The sequence below is a fragment of the Amycolatopsis sp. NPDC049688 genome (assembly GCF_040674975.1).
Lineage (GTDB): Bacteria > Actinomycetota > Actinomycetes > Mycobacteriales > Pseudonocardiaceae > Amycolatopsis.
Map to the genome: position 1 here is coordinate 101942 of NZ_JBFANY010000018.1, position 18595 is coordinate 120536.

Annotated in this window: 17 protein-coding genes; 3 read left to right on the forward strand and 14 right to left on the reverse strand. The window is 70.1% G+C overall.

From position 1 onward, the window contains the following. Positions 1 to 28 precede the first annotated feature (28 nt). The gene (locus tag AB0J55_RS38445; protein WP_364260429.1) at positions 29 to 418 is read right to left on the reverse strand and encodes a VOC family protein; all 390 of its coding nucleotides are present in this window, start codon (positions 416 to 418) and stop codon (positions 29 to 31) included. Positions 419 to 476: 58 nt separating this feature from the next. Further along, positions 477 to 1862 carry a S28 family serine protease gene (locus tag AB0J55_RS38450; protein WP_364260432.1) on the reverse strand — a complete coding sequence of 462 codons (1386 nt, stop codon included), beginning with the start codon at positions 1860 to 1862 and terminating at the stop codon, positions 477 to 479. Between the two features lie 236 nt (positions 1863 to 2098). On the opposite strand from AB0J55_RS38450, the gene AB0J55_RS38455 reads away from it, so the two are divergent. Further along, positions 2099 to 2602 (forward strand): SRPBCC family protein, encoded by a 504-nt coding sequence (locus AB0J55_RS38455; protein WP_364260435.1) that lies wholly within the window; start codon positions 2099 to 2101, stop codon positions 2600 to 2602. Here the strand turns inward: AB0J55_RS38455 and AB0J55_RS38460 are convergent. The 4 genes from AB0J55_RS38460 to AB0J55_RS38475 are packed head-to-tail and all read right to left on the reverse strand — an operon-like array spanning position 2599 to position 7699. Then, the gene (locus AB0J55_RS38460) at positions 2599 to 3339 is read right to left on the reverse strand and encodes an enoyl-CoA hydratase/isomerase family protein (protein WP_364260438.1); all 741 of its coding nucleotides are present in this window, start codon (positions 3337 to 3339) and stop codon (positions 2599 to 2601) included. The two genes, AB0J55_RS38455 and AB0J55_RS38460, sit on opposite strands and share 4 nt — an antisense overlap. A gap of 31 nt (positions 3340 to 3370) precedes the next feature. Further along, positions 3371 to 3844, reverse strand: coding sequence for a hypothetical protein (locus tag AB0J55_RS38465; protein ID WP_364260441.1), 474 nt, complete (start codon positions 3842 to 3844; stop codon positions 3371 to 3373). A 27-nt stretch (positions 3845 to 3871) separates the two neighbouring features. Further along, on the reverse strand, positions 3872 to 4798 hold the full coding sequence (locus AB0J55_RS38470) for an ABC transporter permease subunit (protein ID WP_364260443.1): 927 nt from the start codon (positions 4796 to 4798) through the stop codon (positions 3872 to 3874). Between the two features lie 30 nt (positions 4799 to 4828). Then, positions 4829 to 7699 (reverse strand): alpha/beta fold hydrolase, encoded by a 2871-nt coding sequence (locus tag AB0J55_RS38475; RefSeq protein ID WP_364260446.1) that lies wholly within the window; start codon positions 7697 to 7699, stop codon positions 4829 to 4831. Between the two features lie 303 nt (positions 7700 to 8002). Between AB0J55_RS38475 and AB0J55_RS38480 the strand changes: the two genes are divergently transcribed. Together AB0J55_RS38480 and AB0J55_RS38485 are read left to right on the forward strand one after the other, a co-directional pair. Further along, positions 8003 to 8965: a TerC family protein gene (locus AB0J55_RS38480; protein ID WP_364260449.1), complete on the forward strand. Its 963-nt coding sequence runs from the start codon at positions 8003 to 8005 to the stop codon at positions 8963 to 8965. A 51-nt stretch (positions 8966 to 9016) separates the two neighbouring features. Further along, on the forward strand, positions 9017 to 10954 hold the full coding sequence (locus AB0J55_RS38485; RefSeq protein ID WP_364260452.1) for a S9 family peptidase: 1938 nt from the start codon (positions 9017 to 9019) through the stop codon (positions 10952 to 10954). A 6-nt stretch (positions 10955 to 10960) separates the two neighbouring features. Here the strand turns inward: AB0J55_RS38485 and AB0J55_RS38490 are convergent, their stop codons facing one another. From AB0J55_RS38490 to AB0J55_RS38525, 8 genes are all read right to left on the reverse strand, one after another. After that, positions 10961 to 11506 (reverse strand): ATP-binding protein, encoded by a 546-nt coding sequence (locus tag AB0J55_RS38490; RefSeq protein WP_364260455.1) that lies wholly within the window; start codon positions 11504 to 11506, stop codon positions 10961 to 10963. A gap of 6 nt (positions 11507 to 11512) precedes the next feature. Continuing rightward, positions 11513 to 12277, reverse strand: coding sequence for a class I SAM-dependent methyltransferase (locus tag AB0J55_RS38495; protein ID WP_364260458.1), 765 nt, complete (start codon positions 12275 to 12277; stop codon positions 11513 to 11515). 71 nt (positions 12278 to 12348) lie between these two features. Then, on the reverse strand, positions 12349 to 12891 hold the full coding sequence (locus tag AB0J55_RS38500) for a thymidylate synthase (RefSeq protein WP_364260461.1): 543 nt from the start codon (positions 12889 to 12891) through the stop codon (positions 12349 to 12351). Positions 12892 to 13008: 117 nt separating this feature from the next. Beyond that, the gene (locus tag AB0J55_RS38505) at positions 13009 to 14733 is read right to left on the reverse strand and encodes a hypothetical protein (protein ID WP_364260464.1); all 1725 of its coding nucleotides are present in this window, start codon (positions 14731 to 14733) and stop codon (positions 13009 to 13011) included. Positions 14734 to 15011: 278 nt separating this feature from the next. Beyond that, positions 15012 to 15668 carry an RES family NAD+ phosphorylase gene (locus AB0J55_RS38510; RefSeq protein ID WP_004558748.1) on the reverse strand — a complete coding sequence of 219 codons (657 nt, stop codon included), beginning with the start codon at positions 15666 to 15668 and terminating at the stop codon, positions 15012 to 15014. 51 nt (positions 15669 to 15719) lie between these two features. Further along, the gene (locus AB0J55_RS38515) at positions 15720 to 16301 is read right to left on the reverse strand and encodes a DNA-binding protein (RefSeq protein WP_103350023.1); all 582 of its coding nucleotides are present in this window, start codon (positions 16299 to 16301) and stop codon (positions 15720 to 15722) included. A gap of 604 nt (positions 16302 to 16905) precedes the next feature. After that, positions 16906 to 17883: a LacI family DNA-binding transcriptional regulator gene (locus AB0J55_RS38520; protein ID WP_364260469.1), complete on the reverse strand. Its 978-nt coding sequence runs from the start codon at positions 17881 to 17883 to the stop codon at positions 16906 to 16908. Between the two features lie 106 nt (positions 17884 to 17989). After that, positions 17990 to 18595 (reverse strand): helix-turn-helix domain-containing protein (locus AB0J55_RS38525; RefSeq protein WP_364260472.1); only part of this gene is annotated, 606 nt, incomplete at its 5' end.

Genomic DNA, 18595 nt, shown 5'->3' on the forward strand with positions numbered 1-18595 from the left:
CGCCCGGCGAACCACCCCTAACCCCAGATCACTCCGGAGCCGGAGCGTTCTCATCCGCCTCCAGCATCCCGAAAACATTCCCCTCGGTATCCTTGCAATAAGCCAGCCACCCCACCCCGGGAACCGGATTCTTCGGCAACGCCAACGTCCCCCCAGCCCGGTTCACCTCACCCAAAGCCCGATCCAGATCCGCCACATCGATCGTGTTCACAAACCCGTGAACCGGCGCCGATGCCTCCGGCGGCGGACCCTGCCGGGGCAGCAACCCCCCATCGATCCCAGGACCCTCCCCGGTGGTGATCATCCAATACGGCACATCACCCCACCGCTCGAACTTCCAGCCGAACACCGCCGTGTAGAACGCCACAGCTCGTTCGGGATCGCCCGCGTGGATCTCGAAGTGGACGGGACGAGGCATGCTGCCTCCTCAGGCCGGGCCGTCAGGTGCCGTGAGAGTACGCCCGGCCTGAGAAAAGTTACAGCCGCGCGCGCGGTGTCAGGTCCGCGTCGAAGTCCGGGAAGCCCGCCGGTGCCGAACGCGGAGCCACCGAAGCGACCGGCGGCAGTCCCGCCCAGCGACGGACCGTCGCCGTGGCCGCCGCGGCTTCCGCCGGGGCCAGCTGGGCGATCTTCGATCCGTGGTTGCCGCCCTGGACGTAGTAGCGGTACGAGTCGCGGCTGCCGAAGCCCAGCTCGAACGGCTCCGCGCCCCACGGATCGTTGGACCCGTACACGAACAACAGCCGCGTGCCGCGGGACTTCACCCAGAAGTCGATGTCCGGCATCGCCAGGTAGTCGAACCGCGGCAGGCGGATCGACGACGGCACGAACGTCCTGGGCTGGTCCGCGCCCGGGTAGCGCAGCAGGTCGCGCAGGTATCCGTCGTACGCCTCGGGCGACCCCAGCTGCACCGCCGCCTGGTAGTAGTACGGGATGTAGGGCGCCAGGTCCTGGTCCGAGTAGGTGTTGAGGCTCTCCACCTTCTCGTACCAGGCGTAGACGTCGGCCGCCGGTGCTCCCGGGGCCGGCACCGTCGCGCAGTCCGACTGCTTCTGGTACTGCCAGAACGCGAAGTACGAGTCGATCACCGAGATCTCGAGGGACTTGTCCGCCGAGCCGACGATCGAGAACGTCAGCCCGCGTTGCGCCGCGTCCGCCGCGGCGATCGCGCCCAGCTCGTCACGCCGCTTCAGCGCGTCGCGCTGGATGGCCTTCAGCGCCGCGCGGCACGCCGGATCGTTGCCCACGCGGGAAAGGAACTTGTTGTAGACGTCGACCGGGTCGATGACGTCGTTGGGCGCGACGTACGGGATCGTCGCGTCGACGTCGTCCGGGAAGAAGCGCCGGAAGTACGTCGCGGTCATGCCGCCCTTGCTGCCGCCCGTGGCCAGCCACTTGCCCGGGTAGATCGCCTTGAACGCCTGCACCGCGCGGTGCTCGTCCGCCGCCGCCTGCCAGATCGTCAGCTGCTTCGCCCAGTTCTCCGGCTCCGGGCGCGACGGCGTGAAGTAGCGGTACTCCATCGAAAGCTGGTTGCCGTCGACGATCTGCGTCGGCTCGGACCGGTTCGGCGAACCGCTGACGTTGTAGCCGCTCGTGAAGGCGACCGTCGGGGCGGCGAAGTCCCGGTGCAGCAGGGTGAACCGCTGCTGGAACGTGCCGGCCTCGGGGTGCCGGTGGTCGGCGGGCTGCGTGTAGGTCAGCTTGAAGAACCGGAACCCGGCCGGCGCCGGGTCCTCCGACACGATGGTCAGGCCCGGGATCCGCTGCAGCTCCGTCCTGATGTCGGGCGCCGCCGCGGCCGCCGGCGCCAGGCCGGCCAGCGCGAGCAGGACCGCCCCGGCGGTGAAAAGTCTGCGCATCGAGCACTCTCCCCGGCTTCGGAACCCTCCGAGGGACCCTCACAGAACCGGCCCGGGTCGGCAATCGGCTGTCCGGGCGCAGAATCGGTCAGGATCCGACTTTCGGCGGGTGGTGCGGCACCGGGTCCGGCGTCCTCCGGCGTGCGCAGCCGCGGGCACCGTGCAAGTTGTCCGGGTGATCGGGGCCACGTTACGGTCCGAACCCGTAGGCACCGGCATCGAGCGAGGGGTCCGCCATGAAGGTTTCCGACTGCCCTACGACCCAGGTCGAGGTCCGCATCGCCGCCCAGCCGGCCGAGGTCTGGTCCTGGCTGCTGGACGTCGACCTGCCCGCCCGGTTCTCGAACGAGTTCCAGGGCGGCGGCTGGGTCGACGGATCCGAGCCCGGTCTCGGCGCGCAGTTCCGCGGCCGCAACTCCCACCCGGTCGCCGGGGAGTGGGAGACGGTTTCGACGGTGACCGGCTACGAGCCCGGCCGCCTGTTCGCCTGGGCGGTGATGGACGTGACGAACCCGGCGGCCTCGTGGCGCTTCGAGCTGATCCCGGACGGCGACGGCACGGTCCTGCGCCAGTGGGCCCAGATCGGCCCGGGCCCGTCCAACCTGACGAAGATCATCAGCTCGATGCCCGAGCACGAGGAAGAGATCGTCGCGATGCGGCTCGGGGAGCTGCAGGCCAACATGCAGAAGACGGTCGAGGGCATCAAGTCCCTGGCCGAAAGCGGGGTCCGCGCCGCCTAGCGGAGCACCCGGTCCACATAGGACTTCACCGCGGCCAGCGCCTCGGCGGACTGCCACATCCGCTCCACCTGCGGGTCGTCCGAGTGGCGGTACTCGGCGGTCCGCTCGTGGAACGGCTGCCGGATCTGGGCCTTCGTGTGGGCGAACGGCTCGGCGGGCAGCTCGCCGAGCCGGGACGCCACGGCGATCGCCCGGTCCAGCACCTCCTCCGGCGCCGCCTGCTCGTCGGCCAGCCCGCGGGCCAGGGCCGCCGCCCCGCCCCAGGTTTCACCCGGGTAGGTGAGGGACGGCAGGCGCGTCGTTCCGTACGTGCACCGGAGGATCTCCAGGGCCGCCAGCGGAAACGGCACGCCGACCAGCAGCTCGGTCACGCCGATCGTGCCGGTGCCTAGCACGCGGTGGTCGCAGGCCGCCGCGAGGACCGCGCCGCCGGCGATCGCGTGGCCGTTCAGGGCCGCCACCACCGGGCGCGGGAAGCCGAACACCGAGAGGAACGCGTCGGACAGCAGCGGCAGGAACTCCGCCACGTACGGGGCACCGCCGTCGTCGATGCGCTTGAGGTCGACGCCCGCGCAGAAGATCCCGCCCGTTCCGGTGAGCACCACGGCCCGGGCCTGCTCGGCCTCCTCGAGCCGGAGCACCAGCTCGCGGCAGGAATCCGTGTCCAGGGTGTTGCCCCGGCCGTGGTCGATCCGGAGCACGGCGACGTCGCGGTGGCGGTCCAGGGTGATCGGCACGGCCCGACCGTACCGCGGGGCCGGCGGCGGGTCAGCCCGCGACGCTCAACCGGACGACGCCGAAGTGCTCCCGGCGCGCCAGGTCGGCGACCTCGTCGAGGGTCGGCAGGCGGCCGAGGGGGAACTTCACCCCGATCATGCGGGCCGCCCGGCGCATGCCCAGCTCGGTCATCCGGTCCAGGTGGATCCGGGCCACCTCGGCCCGGTCCTCGACGAGCACGCCGCGCATCGGCGTCGTCCGGCCGGCGAACGTCACGTCGACGTCGGCGCCGCCGCGGAAGTTGAGCCGCCAGCCCGCGGGCGTCAGGGCGCCGAGGGCGCCGTCGACGCGGTGGGCGGTGACCGGCACGCGGTAGTGCTGCCCGGTCCGCCGGCCGGTGAAGGCGAGCAGCATGAACTCGCCGACCCCGCGGCCGAGCGGGCTGGGCAGCACCCGGCGCAACACCACGTTCATCGTCCGCACCAGCGCCGCGGGCGGCTGGTACCACTCCACTGCGGACGTCATCGATGGAGCGTACGCCGGGTGCGGGCGTCAGCTGGTGACGTCTTTTCGAGCGAACCGCCGCCCGGCGAAGAGGAAGAACACCGTCCCGTAGATCGCCGCCGACAACATCCCGCTCGCCAGGTTGGTCCAGTCGACGTCGGTCGAGATGAGGTCCATCCAGGAGAACGCGTAATGCGTCGGCAGGTAGTTCCGGAGGCCCTCCAGCGCGGTGATCTGGTCCAGGATCTGCGACAGGATCGCCACCAGCACCGCGCCGCCGACCGCGCCGAGCGGGGCGTCGGTCGACACGCTCAGCGCCAGCGCGAGCCCGGCCACCCAGGCCAGCTGCAGGATGATGTACACAGTGGACAGGGCGATGGCCAGCAGGCTGTCGCCGAAGGACACCGCGTCGCCGGTCGGGCTGATCGCGTCGCCCGCGCCGTACCAGAGCACCCCGACGCCGAGCGACACCAAGGGCAGCAGGACGAGCGCGAACGCCGACAGCAGCCCGGACACGATCGCCTTCTGCCGCAGCACCCGCTGCCGCGGCACCGGCACCGCGAGCAGGTACTTCAAGCTCGACCACGACGCCTCGCTCGCGATCGTGTCGCCGAAGAACAGCGCCACGATCATCGGCAGCAGGAACGTGCCCGACACGAACAGCGCCAGCACGACGAAGTTCGGCGCGGACGCCGTGGCCAGGTCGACGAACCCGCCGCTGCGCCGGTTCGGGCTCGACTGCCCGAGCTGGAACGCGAGCACCAGGATGAACGGCAGGAGCGCGACGAACCCGAGCAGGAACTGCGTGCGCCGCCGCTTGAGCTGGCGCCGCAGTTCGACGCCGAGCCGCAGCGTCCGGCGCGCCGAGTAGCCCTCGACCGCGCCATCCGGCCCGACGCCCGCGTGCTCGGCCGACGCGAGGTCGCTCAGCTCGTCGAGCGCGTGCGGATCGGTGTGGACACCCTCAGTGCTCATTTCGCCTCCGCGGGAGAAGTACGTCGGCGGTCACGACTCTTCTCCGACCAGTTGCAGGAACGCGTCTTCCAGCCGGCGCCGCGGCCCGGCCTGCTCCACCGCGACGCCGGCGCGCACCAGCGCGGCCACGCCTTCGGCCCGCGGCAGCTCGCCGAGGTTCGCGTGGACGAGCTCACCGTCGACGTCGACGTCGGTGACCCCGCTCAGCGCCTTGAGCGCCGCCGCGGCCGCCGCCGGGTCGTCGACCCGGAACGTCGCTTCGCCGCCGGCCGCGGCCAGCTCGCCGACCTCGCCCGAGGCCACCAGCGAGCCGCGGTGCATGACCACCACGTGCGTGCAGGTCTGCTCGACCTCGGCCAGCAGGTGGCTGGACACCACCACGGTGCGGCCGGTCGCGGCGTACCGCTTCAGCACCTCGCGCATCTGGTGGATCTGGGGCGGGTCGAGCCCGTTGGTCGGCTCGTCGAGCACCATCAGCTCCGGCAGGCCGAGCATCGCCTGCGCGATCGCGAGCCGCTGCCGCATGCCCTGGCTGTAGGTCCGCACGCGGCGCTCGACCGCGTTGCCGAGCCCGGCGATTTCCAGCGCCTCCGCGAAGTGCGCCTTCTCGGCCGGACGCCCGGTCGCCGCCCAGTACAGCTCGAGGTTCGCCCGGCCGGACAGGTGCGGCAGGAAGCCGGAACCCTCGACGAACGAGCCGATGCGCGAGAGCACCGGCGCGCCCGGGGTGATCTTGTGCCCGAACACGCGGATGCTGCCCGCGGTCGGGGTGATCAGGCCCATCAGCATCCGCAGCGTGGTCGTCTTGCCCGCGCCGTTCGGCCCGAGCAGGCCGAGGACCTGACCCGGCTCGACGCGGAAGGACAGGTCCTTCACGGCGACGAACCCGCCCGCGTACTGCTTGCGCAGCCCCTCGATGACCAGCGGGGTGGTGGCCAGCTCGGGGTCGACGTCGGTGGCCCGACGCCGCCGAAGCGCCGCGAAGAGCACCGCGGCCAGGCCGATCGCCAGCGTCACGCCGATGCCGACGAGCTGCCCGGCCGGCGCCGGGGAACCGACCGACGTCCCGGGCACGACCGGCACCGCCAGCGCGGTGCCGCCGGCGAGCCCGACGCGGAACACCGCGGGCGCGGCCGGGGCGGCGAACGCCTGGTCGGTGGTGCCGACGACGAGCCGCAGCGAGTGCCCGCCCTCGATCGGCCGGACGATGCCGGGCAGCGTCACGGTGACCTCGACCGGGGTGCCGTCGGCGGGCAGCCCGCTCACCCGGAACGGCGCGATGGCGTTGGCCGGCAGCACGCGCGAGCCGTCCTGCCCGACGTCGTAGAGCTTCGCGAACAGCACCGCGTCCGGCTGCGGGTGCGCCGGGTCCGCGGCGACCTGCAGCCGCACGGTGGACGAGCCGCTGATGACGACCTGGCCGTCGAAGGCGGCCGTGGCGAACTGCGCGGCCTGGCCGGGCGGGTCGTTGCTGAACAGCGCGCCGAGCCGCGACGAGCTGCTCGCGACGCCGTTGAGACCGGGGATCCCGCTGACCGCCGCCGGGTTCGCCCCGGCCGGGCGCACCACCGGCTGCGCGGGCCCGTTCAGCGCCAGCAGCCGCCGTTCGGTGGCCGGCCCGGTCAGCCCGGGGTAGGCGGCCGCGTTGACCGTGCGGACCGACGGCGTCCCGTTGGCGCGCAACGTGCCCTGGACGTCGTAGCTGAAGCCGGTGCCCGGGTCGCCGCCGTCCAGCGCCGTCTTCAGGAAGTCGCCGATCTTGGCGCGCAGCTGCGGCCCCGGCTTGCCGCCGTCGTGGCCGCCGGTGTACCAGATCGTCTTGACCCTGCCGCCCGCCGCGGTGATCTGCCGGGCGTTCGCGTCGGACTGGTCCAGGCCGAACAACGTGTCGCTTTCGCCCTGCACCAGCAGCGTCGGCACGGTGATCTTGCCCGTCACCGACGCCGGGGAGACGCGGCGCAGCAGGTCGACGCTCGCCTGGCTCGCCCGCCCGGTGGTGCCGAGTTCGGTGTACGCGCGGCAGACGGCGGCGGTGAACCGGCCGCACGGGTCGGCGGGCCCGCCGCGCAGCCCGCCGGCGCCCGGCGGACCGGCGGGGAGGGCGGCCCCCGCGGCCGCGCCGGCCCCGGTGGCGCCGGTCGATCCGGTGTCGGTCTCCTGCCCGGCTTCCGGGGCTTCGGCGGACGGCGAGCCGCTCGCCGCGGCGCCGGAACCGGCCGAGAAGAAGATGCCCGCCCAGCTCTTCTTGAAGACGCCGTCGGCCGAGAAGGCACCGGCGGACGGGGTGCCCGGAGCCGTGGACGCGGGGGTCGCCGCGTTCGGGACCAGGCCCTGGGCGAGGTCGTTGTAGGTGATCACCGGCGCGATCGCGTCGACGCGCTTGTCCGTGCCGGCCAGCAGCAGCGCCAGCGCGCCGCCGTAGGAAGCGCCGGTGACGGCGACCTTCGGGTCGCCCTTCGCGTCCAGCGTCACCTGGTGCTGCGCGACGAGCCGGTCGATCAGCCGGCTCGCGTCGGCCACCTCGCCGTCCGGGTCGTTGAGCCCGATCTTGCCGGTGCTCTTGCCGAAGCCGCGCGCGGACCACGTCATCACGACGAAGCCCTTCCGCGCGAGCTCGCGGGCGTCGTCGGCGACGCTGGTCTTGTCCCCGCCGAAGCCGTGCGCGAGCAGGACGGCCGGCGCGGGCACGGTGGCGGGGAGGTAGGTGGTCGTGTCGATCTTGACCTGCTCCGCCGAGCCGGGGGCGGCGGGCAGGTCGATCATCGCGTCCTGGGTGGGCACGGCGGGCGGGGCCGTGTCGCGCGTCGCCCAGAGGACGATCGCGGCGGCGAGCACCACCACGACGGCGCCGAGCGCCGTGACGCGGGCTCGGCGGGTGCGCGGGAGCGGGAGTCGGGGCACGACGTGACCGTAGGTGAAGTTTGCTGAGAGTGTCCTGCGCTCCTCACAGTGATCACACCTCCGCGACCGCCTGGTGGACCGAAGTGACCGGAATTACAGGCCCAACCCGGTGACGTGCGCGATCCCGGCTGGCTTTCGGTGGGAGGAACCGGCAAACTGGACGCGCTGTGAGGGGAGTATTCCTTCGCGGCGGTGTCGTCAGCACGGTGGCCCTGCGCCCCCGGCACCGTCGGCCGGTGTTTTCACCGGCGGGAGAGACCTCCGGTTAGTTGCTGCTGCGCACTATCCGGAGGTTCGAGTTCCATGACTGTCCCCCTGTGGCTGTGGATCGCCACGATCGGTGGCCTGCTCGCGCTGATCGCGCTGGACCTGGTCATCGTCGATCGCAAGCCGCACGAAGTGACGACGGGGGAAGCTGCTCGCTGGGTCATCTTCTACGTCTCGTGCGCCATCGTCTTCGGCATCGGCGTGTGGGTCTTCGCCGGCCACGACCCGGGCGTCGAGTTCTTCACCGGGTACATCACCGAGTATTCGCTGAGCGTCGACAACCTGTTCATCTTCATGATCATCATGGGCTCGTTCAAGGTGCCCGCCATCCACCAGCACCGCGTGCTGCTGGTCGGCATCCTGCTCGCGCTCGCCATGCGGAGCGTCTTCATCGCCATCGGTGCCGCGCTGATCGCCCAGTTCGTCTGGGTGTTCTTCCTGTTCGGGGCGGTGCTGATCTGGACGGCGATCAGCATGCTGCGCGGCAAGGGCGAGGAAGAGGAATACCACGAGAACGCCGTCACCCGGCAGGTCCGCCGGTTCGCCCCGGTGACCGACGACTACCACGGTCACCACTACACGGTGAAGATCGACGGCAAGCGGATGATCACCCCGATGCTGCTGGTGATCGTGGCCATCGGCTCGGCCGACCTGCTGTTCGCCGTCGACTCCATCCCGGCGATCTTCGGCATCACCCAGGAGGCGTTCCTCGTCTTCACCGCCAACGCGTTCGCGCTGATGGGTCTGCGGCAGCTGTACTTCCTGCTCGGCGGCCTGGTGACCAAGCTCGTCTACCTCAGCTACGGCCTCGCGGTGATCCTCGCCTTCATCGGCGCGAAGCTGTTCCTGCACGCGCTGCACGAGTACCACGTCGTGCCCGACTGGCTGGACATCAACAACTGGGTCTCCCTCGGCGTGATCGTCGTCGTGCTGTCGGTGACCACGGCGGCCAGCCTGGCCAAGGCGCGGCGCGACGAGCGCAAGCAGGTAGCGGCTTAACGTCCGGCAAAATCGTTCGCCTCGCTAAGGATGTCGGGTACGGTCGGTGACGTGCGTCCTGCCGACATCGAAGACCTCGTCGTCCCCGGCCGTCCCGCCCTGCGCGGGAACCTGCTGCTCACCGCGCTGAAACAGCCGGACCTGAAGGCGAACGCCACGCTCGGCGCGGTGCGCCGCGTGTCGCTCGACGGCGGTGAGTCCGCGTGGACCCACGGCCGGCGCGACTCCGCCCCGGCGATCTCGCCGGACGGGCGCTGGGTGGCGTTCCTGCGCACGGGGGAGGGCGAGGGCGCGGACGGCAGCCCGCAGCTGCACGTGATGCCCTCGGACGGCGGGGAGGCCCGCAAGCTGACGTCGCTGCACCTCGGGGCCGGCGAGCCGGTGTGGGCGCCGGATTCGCGGCGGATCGCGTTCACCGCCCGCGTGCCCGAAGCGGGCCGCTACGGGACACCGGACGACGGCGGCGAGACGCCGGAGCCGGCCGCCGAGGCCCCGCGCCGCATCACGCGGATGGACTACCGGATCGACGACGTCGGGTTCCTGCGCGACCGCATGCAGCGGCTGTTCGTCGTCGACACCGTCGAGCCGGGGGAGCTCGAGCCGCTGACCGCGGACGGGTTCGACGCGGCTCACCCGGCCTGGACGCCCGACGGGACGCGCATCGTCTTCACCGCCCCGCCGGACTGGGGGGCGACCGAGAGCGACTTCCGCGACATCTGCGCGATCTCCGCCTCGGGCGGCGAGCCGTCGGTCGTCGTGCGTGGCGACGGCTACTCGGAGCGGCCGGTGTTCGGGCCCGACGGCACCCTGTTCTACTTCGGACAGTCCTTTGAGGACCACCACGAAGCCGCGCCCACCGGGCTTTACGCGGCGACGCCGGAGTTCGGCGCCGGCCCGGTGCCGGGCCGGCGGCTCACCGACGCCGAGACCGTGGACTGCGAGGCCGCGGCGGGCCCGCCGGCCCCGCGCGGGGCCGACGTCCTGGTGGCGGTCCGCAACCGCGGCGCGGTCGAACTGCGCGCGGTCCCCGTCGACGCTGCCGAGGCTCCGCTGGCCGACCTACCGGTGGTCTACGCGGATCAGACCGCGGTCCGGTCGTTCACCCTGGACGGCTCGCAGCTGGTGGCGGTGATCGCGACGCCGTCGACACCGGGCGAAGTCGTGCTGCTCGGCGAGGACGGCCCGCGGGTGCTCACCGACTACGCGAAGCCGTTGCGGGACAAGGGCATCCGCCCGATGATCGAGCTGGAGACGACGGCGCCGGACGGCTACCCGGTGCACGGCTGGCTGGTGCTGCCCGAAGGCGACGGCCCGCACCCGGTGCTGCGCGTGGTCCACGGCGGCCCGTTCACCCAGCAGGAGTGGGCGCTGTTCGACGAAGCGCAGGTGTACGCGTCGGCGGGCTACGCGGTGGTGGTCGGCAACCCGCGGGGGTCGGCGGGCTACGGCCAGGCGCACGGCCACGCGATCACGCACGCGTTCGGCACGGTCGACGTCGACGACGTCCTGGCGCTGCTCGACAAGGCTCTCGAGCGCCCGGACCTGGACGCCTCCCGCGTCGGCATCATGGGCGGCTCGTACGGCGGGTTCATGACGAGCTGGCTGGCGGCCCACCACGGCGGCCGCTTCAAGGCGGCGTGGAGCGAGCGCGCGGTCAACGCGTGGGACTCGATGGTCGGCAGCTCCGACATCGGCTACTTCTTCGTCGACGCCTACATCGGCTCCTCACCGGACGTGCAGCGTGACCGGTCGCCGCTTTCGTACGCGGCGCAGATCGAGATCCCGTTCGCGGTGGTGCATTCGGAGCAGGACTGGCGGTGCCCGCTGGAGCAGGCGGAGCGGATGTTCGTGGCGCTGCGCCGGGCGGGTGCACCGGCGGAGATGCTGCTGTTCCCCGGGGAAGGGCACGAGCTGAGCCGGTCGGGCCGGCCGCGGCACCGGGTGCAGCGCTTCGAGGCGGTCCTGGAGTGGTGGTCGCGGCACCTGTAGGCAACCCTACGATCGAACGCCAAGCTTTTCGAGCATCACGTCGACTCGGTCGGAGCTGTCGTGGGGCAGCTCGTATGCGATAACTCCGAGCGCCGCGAACGCGGCAGGCAAAGCGTCGTCGATTCGCTGCCGGTACGCCTCGTCCAGGACTCTCAGGTCGTCGGCGGCGATGGACCGGGCGCCGTCCGGTCGGGCCCAGAAGACGAGGTCGTAAGTCTTCTGCCAAGCGCGGGCGAGGGCGAGCAGGGTGGAGTCGTGAACCGGCGTGTGGGTGAGGATATCGGGCGGGCCACCGTCGCAGAGGACGACGTCGATGTCGGCTTGTGCAGCAGCTTCACTTTCCTGCACGAGCAGGTCGCCCAGCAACCAATGGGCCGTGTCGGCCGTTTGGTGCAGGTCGAGGGGCAACGGACAGCGCCGAGCTGGGTCGACCGTCACCACGGCCCGCACCTGCCGGCGCTCGAGCGCGGCCTTCAGTGAATCGAGCGTCGTTGTTTTCCCGGTCGAAAAACTTCCACTGAGGAGGACTTTGACAGCCCGGCGCCCCGCCATGGTGGGTCACGCCGTGGCGAGCCGGCAGCGGCCGAGCAGGAACCGGGGAAACTCCCAGGCCACCGGGTAGACGCCTTCCAGTCCGGCGTCCGGCATGGGTTCGCACAGTTCGCCGATGTCGAGTCCCGCACGGACGAGGCCGTTGATGTAGGCACTGATCGGCCGGTGGACATGAGTCGTCGTCAGCTCGGAGTCCCGGGAGAGGGAAGTCTGGAACGGGGCTTCGATCCACACTTCCCGGTCGTATCGGAACCAGCGTTCCTTGTCATAGCGCCAATATCGAGACCAGAAGCATGGATGGGGCACCGCGAAGACGAAGATTCCGCGCGACGTGAGGAGTTTCGCGCAGGCGGCAACCACGTCGTCGAAAGAAGCCACGTTCTGCAACAACATGTTGGCGATGATGACGTCGAAGCGCTGGCTCGCCGACGAGTCGGCGAGCAGCTCCTCCACGGCTAGCGTGCGGAACTGCACGTTGGGCAGGGGGGCTCGGTGTTCTTTCGCGATCTCGACGCTGGTGACACTTGGGTCGATGCCGAGGAAATCGATCCTCGGGTGGGTGGCGGCGAGGTGGGCAAGGAAGGTTCCGGTACCACAGCCCGCGTCCAATACGCGCTGTCCGTCCTTCAGGGTGTCGCCGATGAGGTCCGTCAACGACGGCAGGAGGATATGGTGGTAGCTCAGGTCTCGTCCGCTCGCTATCAGTTCTTCGCGGTGGGGAGCTACCTCGTCCCACTCTGCGGCGAGCCGCTCCTTGCCTTGGGCATCCACTCTCTTCGCTCGTTGTTGTTTCACTGACACCGGTTCTGCCTCCGATCGACTGGATGATCCTGCTTCGGCGGTTATCGGCATCCGCTGTTCAAGATCCGTGCCACGTGCGGGAAGTCGCGGTGGTAGACGTGTGCGGACAGGATGTGGAAGGTGATGGGCCCGACCCGGGCTTCGACGCGGTCCGCGATGTCCCGGTGGAACAGCGAAAGGGCGACGATGTTGCCCGGCTGACTGGCATAAACGTTCTGGCTGCGGTATACGACGGTTGTGTATAATGTTTCATTGCGGATCTTGGCGTCGTACAGTGAGATGCAACTCAGCTCCTTCTCGCCAGGTACGTGGAAGGTGATGGTAGCTGATTTTGTTTCGCGCTTCCAACGTAATCTATCCGCCAGCCAGGCGATCTGGTTGACCCCTTCGTGGCTCTTGAACAATGCCCCATAACTCATGGTATAGGGCCGGATGGCAACGTCCGAATGATACTTTCGGACCATGAGATCGATGCGATCGGCCGATGCGCCGGCCGCGATGAATTCCTCGGCGTCACTGAGGTCACCGGAAAGGGTGAGGTTCAGAACCTCCCGAAGGCGGACGCTGTCATCGGTGACGTCCACGCCCCGGTCCATGACGGCTCTCAGGCAGTCAAGCCAAGCATCACACAGACGGTCGAACGAGCCGAGCCCGAATTGGGGCGACTGTGCCTGATCTGGCATCATCGTCGGGATTCCTCCTCAGCACCAGTGACTGCGTACGATCGATCTGATCGGTCCGAATTCCGGCTTGCGTCGTGACCAGCGATAGGACTTTCCGAGATCGACAGCTCGCTCGCCGGCGACCTGGCGATGTATCGCGTCGGCGACGAGGCGGAGGTGGTGGGAAGCGAAGTACCACCAACCCGGTAGTGCCCGGAGCTCCAGGACCAGTTTGCCGCCGAAGGTCTGCGGCGGCGGGGCTTCGGCTAGGAGACTGAGGTGCTCCATGAGGTACTGATGGTGGTATGGGCTCAATCTGTCGCGCCTGTGGGTGACCTCTGTGTGAGTGAGCGGCCCGATTGTGCCGATGAGATGCACCAAACTCACCCGTTCCTCGAAGACTTCGTCGAGGGGATGGGTGGGGCTCAAGCTGGTTCCCTGGCGGAGGGCTTCCATCAGGATCTGCCGGGAAAACGACAGATGACCGGACAGCCTTTCGACTTCGGCCTGGAGGGCGCCGACGGCATCTTCGTCCGCCACTGTGCGGCGTAGCTTGCCGTCGTGGCTGAGGTGGGTGAGATCCAGGAGTTGCCGCAGGGTGAGGCTCAGCCTGCTGACGGTGCTGCTGCTGTAGTGCTCCCGAATGGTGATCGATTCGCCGGGCTGAAGGTCGTCTCGTGCGGCCCGGATGAAGCCGTCCGCGCCGGAAAAGCCCCTGATGAGAGCGAACGGGCTGCGGTTGATCAGCGCCTCGGTTCGTTCGGTGGCGTCGCTGTCCACCTCGGTGAGCGATTTCACGTCTCGGCTTCCGTAGCGAGATTTGCTGTATTGATCGATTTTGAAGTCGAGGTAGCCGCGGAAGTGGCTGGTTGGATCCTCCACGTTTTCGCCGAGCAGGAACAGGAAATCGCCGGCCTCGACGCACGGCAGGAGTTCGGTGATCGTGTCGGCTACGATCCTCGAGCGGTAGGGATCCGCGCAGTGCGTGACGACCTTGTTGGCCAACAGCAAGGCGGCTTCGATGTGCTGCCGTACCGGTGCTTCCGGCAGGCCGCGTCCGTAGAGGCGCGCGTTGTGGATGTCACCGATGGCCACGTAGAGGCTGGTCGGTGGTAGATCGCTGATCGTCAGCACCTGCTTGCGCGTTCGCTCGCCCAGGGTTGGCGTCGCCGGTTCGGCTGTGGGCAGCGGTGGAATCACCGGTTCCTGGTCCAGTGGCGGATGGGTGCTCCTGATCCACACGACGGTCGAGGTTTCCTTGTTCTCGACCCGGATCGGCGCGAACTCGGCGGCATCGATGGATCCGTACCCGGGACGGATGATCTTGTCGTAGAAGTCGCCGGAGAAGACGACCAGGCTGTTGGTCGGAGACGCTTGGAGTGCTTGCCGGGCAACGTCGTTGTCGATGATCCGGAAGGCATGGTTGAGTGCTTCGCCCGAGAATCCGCTGCGGTCTTTGATCAGCTCGCCGTGGTGCACTCCCACCCGGAGTCTGATCGTTGCCGCGATGCTCGCCGTTGAATTGTGGTGACGAAGCCGGGTTTCGATTTCCGGCAGAAGGGTCATGATCAGTTCTGTTTTTGGCACCTCCGGACGAAAGAGGAGCCATTTTCCGTCCCCGGTGTCACCGTGTGCTGCGAGCGCATCGTCCGGTTGGAGTAGGCGGATGGCTGATTCGATGATTGTTTCCAGCTCCCGGCGCAGACCTGCGCGGATGGGATCTGTTCGTGTCTTGGAGCCAAACCCCTCGATATCCAGCGTCATGATCGAGTAGTGTTTGGGGGCCCAATCGGCGTTCGACACACCTCAGGTTAACATCGGTTTTTCAGCTGCAGGACGATGTCCAGGAATTGACCAGGGTTCGGCGGCTGCGCCACCCTGATCGTTTCCGGCAAGCTTGCGGGCGCCCTTGGCCGGCGGTTCGATCTGCCGCTCTTCGCCGCGTCGGGGCGAGTATCGGCGTCAACGTGTCACGGCCCCGCGTGGCCGTGATTCACGTCCTCGACGGCGGGCCCGCGGGCGGTCATCCCGGTGCTGGCCGCTCAGTTCAGCAGCGTGTAGTTCAGCTCTTCGCAGACCCGGCCCAGCGGGACGTCGAGGCCCGGGTGGTCCAGCGGCAGCAGCACGTCCGGCGCGATGGGCAGCGCCGCGCCCGCCGGCGGGTCCCACAGGCAGATCGCGGGGTCGCCGGAGTCCATCGACGAGCGGTACCAGAGGCCGTCGAGGTCGCTGAACGCGCCGCGGATCGCGCGGGCCCACGCCTGGGTAAGTTTCTTCGGGCCGCTGGAAATTTCCTGGGACGCGCCGACCCGCGTCGGCCACAGACCGGTCAGGTCGAGCAGGCGCAGGGTGCGCGTCGGGCGGACGACGACCAGCCGGGGGCCGCGGGTGCGGCGGTCGACCGTCGAGCTCGTCTGGAACACCTCGGCGACCGAAGTGCGCACGGTGAGGCCGAAGTAGAGGACGCCGTTCGCGGGGTCGGTGACCGGCGCGCCGCCGCGGCCGGGCGACTGCTGGTCGAACCGGCCGTGCGGGAGCGGGCCGGTGTAGCGGAACGAGTTCCACTGCTGGGGGTGGTTGCCGTGCGCGGTGAAGATCCGGACGAGCCTGGTCGCGGGCTGGACCGTCACCACGTCGTCGGCGCGGTTCAGCTGCCGGACCAGGACGGATCGGGCGGGCGGCAGCGGGAGCCGGGCCATGGGTCGGGGGTGGTCCGTCCTTGTCGGTGATCTTGCTCGGGAGGGTCCAGCCTAGAGTGGCGTGCCGAGCGTGGCGATGAGGCGGGCTACGTGGTCCGGATCACCACCGGAGAGAAGCCATTGGCGAGGGGTCGCGGCGTGGTCGTTGATGACCAGGTCGGCCTGCGGTGTGCTCATGAAGGCGGCGACGACGAGCGCGGGCTGGTCGTCGGGCAGGGCCTTCAGCACGACCTCGAGGCCGGGCAGCACCCCGGAGCCGGCGAACTGCCACGCGGGCAGCCGCCACCCGCCGTCCTTCCAGCCGGTCAGCCGCCCTTCCTTGAGGCGGTGCCGGATCCGGCTGTCGTCGACCCCGAGGGCCTTGGCGGCTTCGTTGACGCTGAGCGCCCCCTCGGCGAGCACGGCGTGGGCGGCGACGGTCCGGGCCCGGAAGTCGGGTTCGTCTTCCCGCCGGGGCGAGAGGTCCAGCCCGACGTCGGCGAGCGCGGCGCGCTGGTCGGCCGAGAAGTAGTGCGATGGATCGGGGTTCGGTGGAGACAGCCTGCGCGCCGCGTCCTCGACGAGTGTGAGGAACTCGTTCGCGTCGACCTTGAGGCCCGCCTTGGCGAGGATGTTCTCCAGCGCTACAGACATGTGGCTCAGGTTAACCCGAAACAGCGCGCGTGTGCGGGTTCGTGCGGTTTCTTGCCCTGTCTGTGGGTGAATTCACCAGAGATCGACACTTACGGCACATCATCCAACACGTTGAGTAAGCAACTTCTGGCTAGTGTCCACGGAGGGGGGAGGGTTGTCCAGTCCCGGATTGGCTTGACAGTGACGGACAGCGGACCTAGGTTGCCGGTGAGTAAACGATTTCCGCTCCGTGCTCACAGGATCCGGCGTTGTCGGCGCCGGATGGGGGACACAGGGGGTGGGGCGTGCCCGGGGGCCCGGCACGAGCCGGCCCCCGGGCACGTCGCTCCAGGGTGTGCGGCCGACCCTCCGGGCCCGCACGCCGACCCTCTGGGTACGCGAGCCGACTGGGTGGGTCCGCGGGCCGACGGTTCGGGTGCGTGAGCCGACCGTTTGAGTGCGCGAGCCGACCGTCCAGGTGCGCGGGCTGACCCTCTGGGCACGCGAGCCGACTCTCCCGGTGCGCGAGCCGACCCTGTGGGGACGCGGCCCACCCCGCAGCTGGTGTGCGGCACCCGGCCGGGTGTGCGGAAAGCGGCCGTCCCGGCCCCTTCCTCCTCCGAGCTCAGCGGCGGGAGCTCTTCCGCACGATCAAGCGCGCCTCCAGCGTCGTGGTCGTCGCGTCGCGGCTGCTGTCGGAAATTCTCGCCAGCAGGAGCTGCGCCGCCACCCTGCCCACTTCGTACGCCGGCTGGGCCACCACCGTCAGTGGCGGGTCGATCAGCGTCGTCCAGGGGGCGTCGTCGAACGATACGATGCCCACGTCGCTGCCCGGGCGCAGGCCGCGGGCCGACAGCGCCTCCAGGACTCCGATCGCCATCGTGCTGTTCGCGACCAGCAGCGCGTCCGGCGGCGCGGGGGCGTCCAGCAACTCCAGCGCCGCCAGCCGGGCGCCCTCCGCGCGGTACTCCGCCCGCCGGGACAGGATGTTCTCCTCGCCGACCACGTCCGCGTAGCCCGCCAGGCGGTCGTCGGCCGTGCGGACGCCCGCTGGGCCCGTCAGGCACCCCACGCGTTCGTAGCCGCCGGCGAGCAGGTGGCGCGTGGCCTCGGCCGCCGCGTGGCGGGTGTCGACCAGGACCTGGTCGCCCGCCGCCGCCGGCAGGGGGCGGTCCACCGCCACCAGGGGGGTGCCCTGGCGGCGCAGGCCCTCGACGCTCGTCGACCGGCCCGTCGGCGACAGCACCACCCCGGCGACCCGTTCCTGCAGCGCGACCTCGATGTAGCGCCGTTCCTTGTCCTCGTTCTCGTCCGAGTTGCAGAGCACCACCGAGTAGCCGGACCGCTGGGCGAGATCCTCGACGCCGCGCGCGATGGCGGTGAAGAACGGGTTCTCGACATCGGAGATGATCAGCGCGAGCACCGCCGTCTCCTGCCGGCGGAGATTGCGGGCCAGCCCGTTCGGGTGATACCCGAGTTCGGCGGCCGCCTCCTGGACCCGCGCGGCCAGCGTCGGGTCCACAGTGGACTTGCCGTTGAGCGCGCGCGACACGGTCGCCGTGGAGACTCCGGCTCTCGCCGCGACGTCGCTGATGGTGGCCACGGGTCCTCCCTGATCACTCGTCGAGGGGGAGGATAGCGCTCCTGGTAGTCGTTTACCGTCCGCTTACCTTTTTGGGTGAGCAGCCACTTCCGGTTGTCCGCGCGGGTTACGCCGAACGGAGTCGATCACGCTCCGCCACGTCCACAGTGGAGGGACGGCGGAAGTAGGCGCGAGGCGTGAGGCCGGTGAGAGCCCGGCAGTCCCGGCTCAGGTGCGCTTGATCGGCATACCCCGCGGCGGCGGCCAGCGCGGCCAGACCGGGGGTGCGCGGCGCCAGGGCGACGGCCCGCTGGAACCGGCTGACGCGGAGGTAGGTGGCCGGCCCGTAGCCGACAGCTTGGACGAACCGCCGCCGCAGCCGCCGTTCGCTCACCGCGACGGACGCGGCGGGGTCTTCGACCCGGACCGCCTCGGCATCCGGCCGAACCAGCGCGGCCGCTTCGCCGATGCGCGGAGTTTGCGGGCCGGTCCCAGCGAACTTGGCGACTGCTGCGGCGATGAGGGCGGCCTGCGAGCCCGGGCGGCCGGGCATGGCAGCGGCTTCGGCGATGCGCGGGCCTTCCAGCCCGTCTCGCGTCAGCATGGCGGCTGCTTCGGCGATGCGCGGGCTTTCCGGCCCGTCTCGCGTCAGCATGGCGGCTGCTTCGGCGATGCGCGGGCTTTCCGGCCCGCCTCGCGTCAGCATGGCGGCTGCTTCGGCGATGCGCGGGCT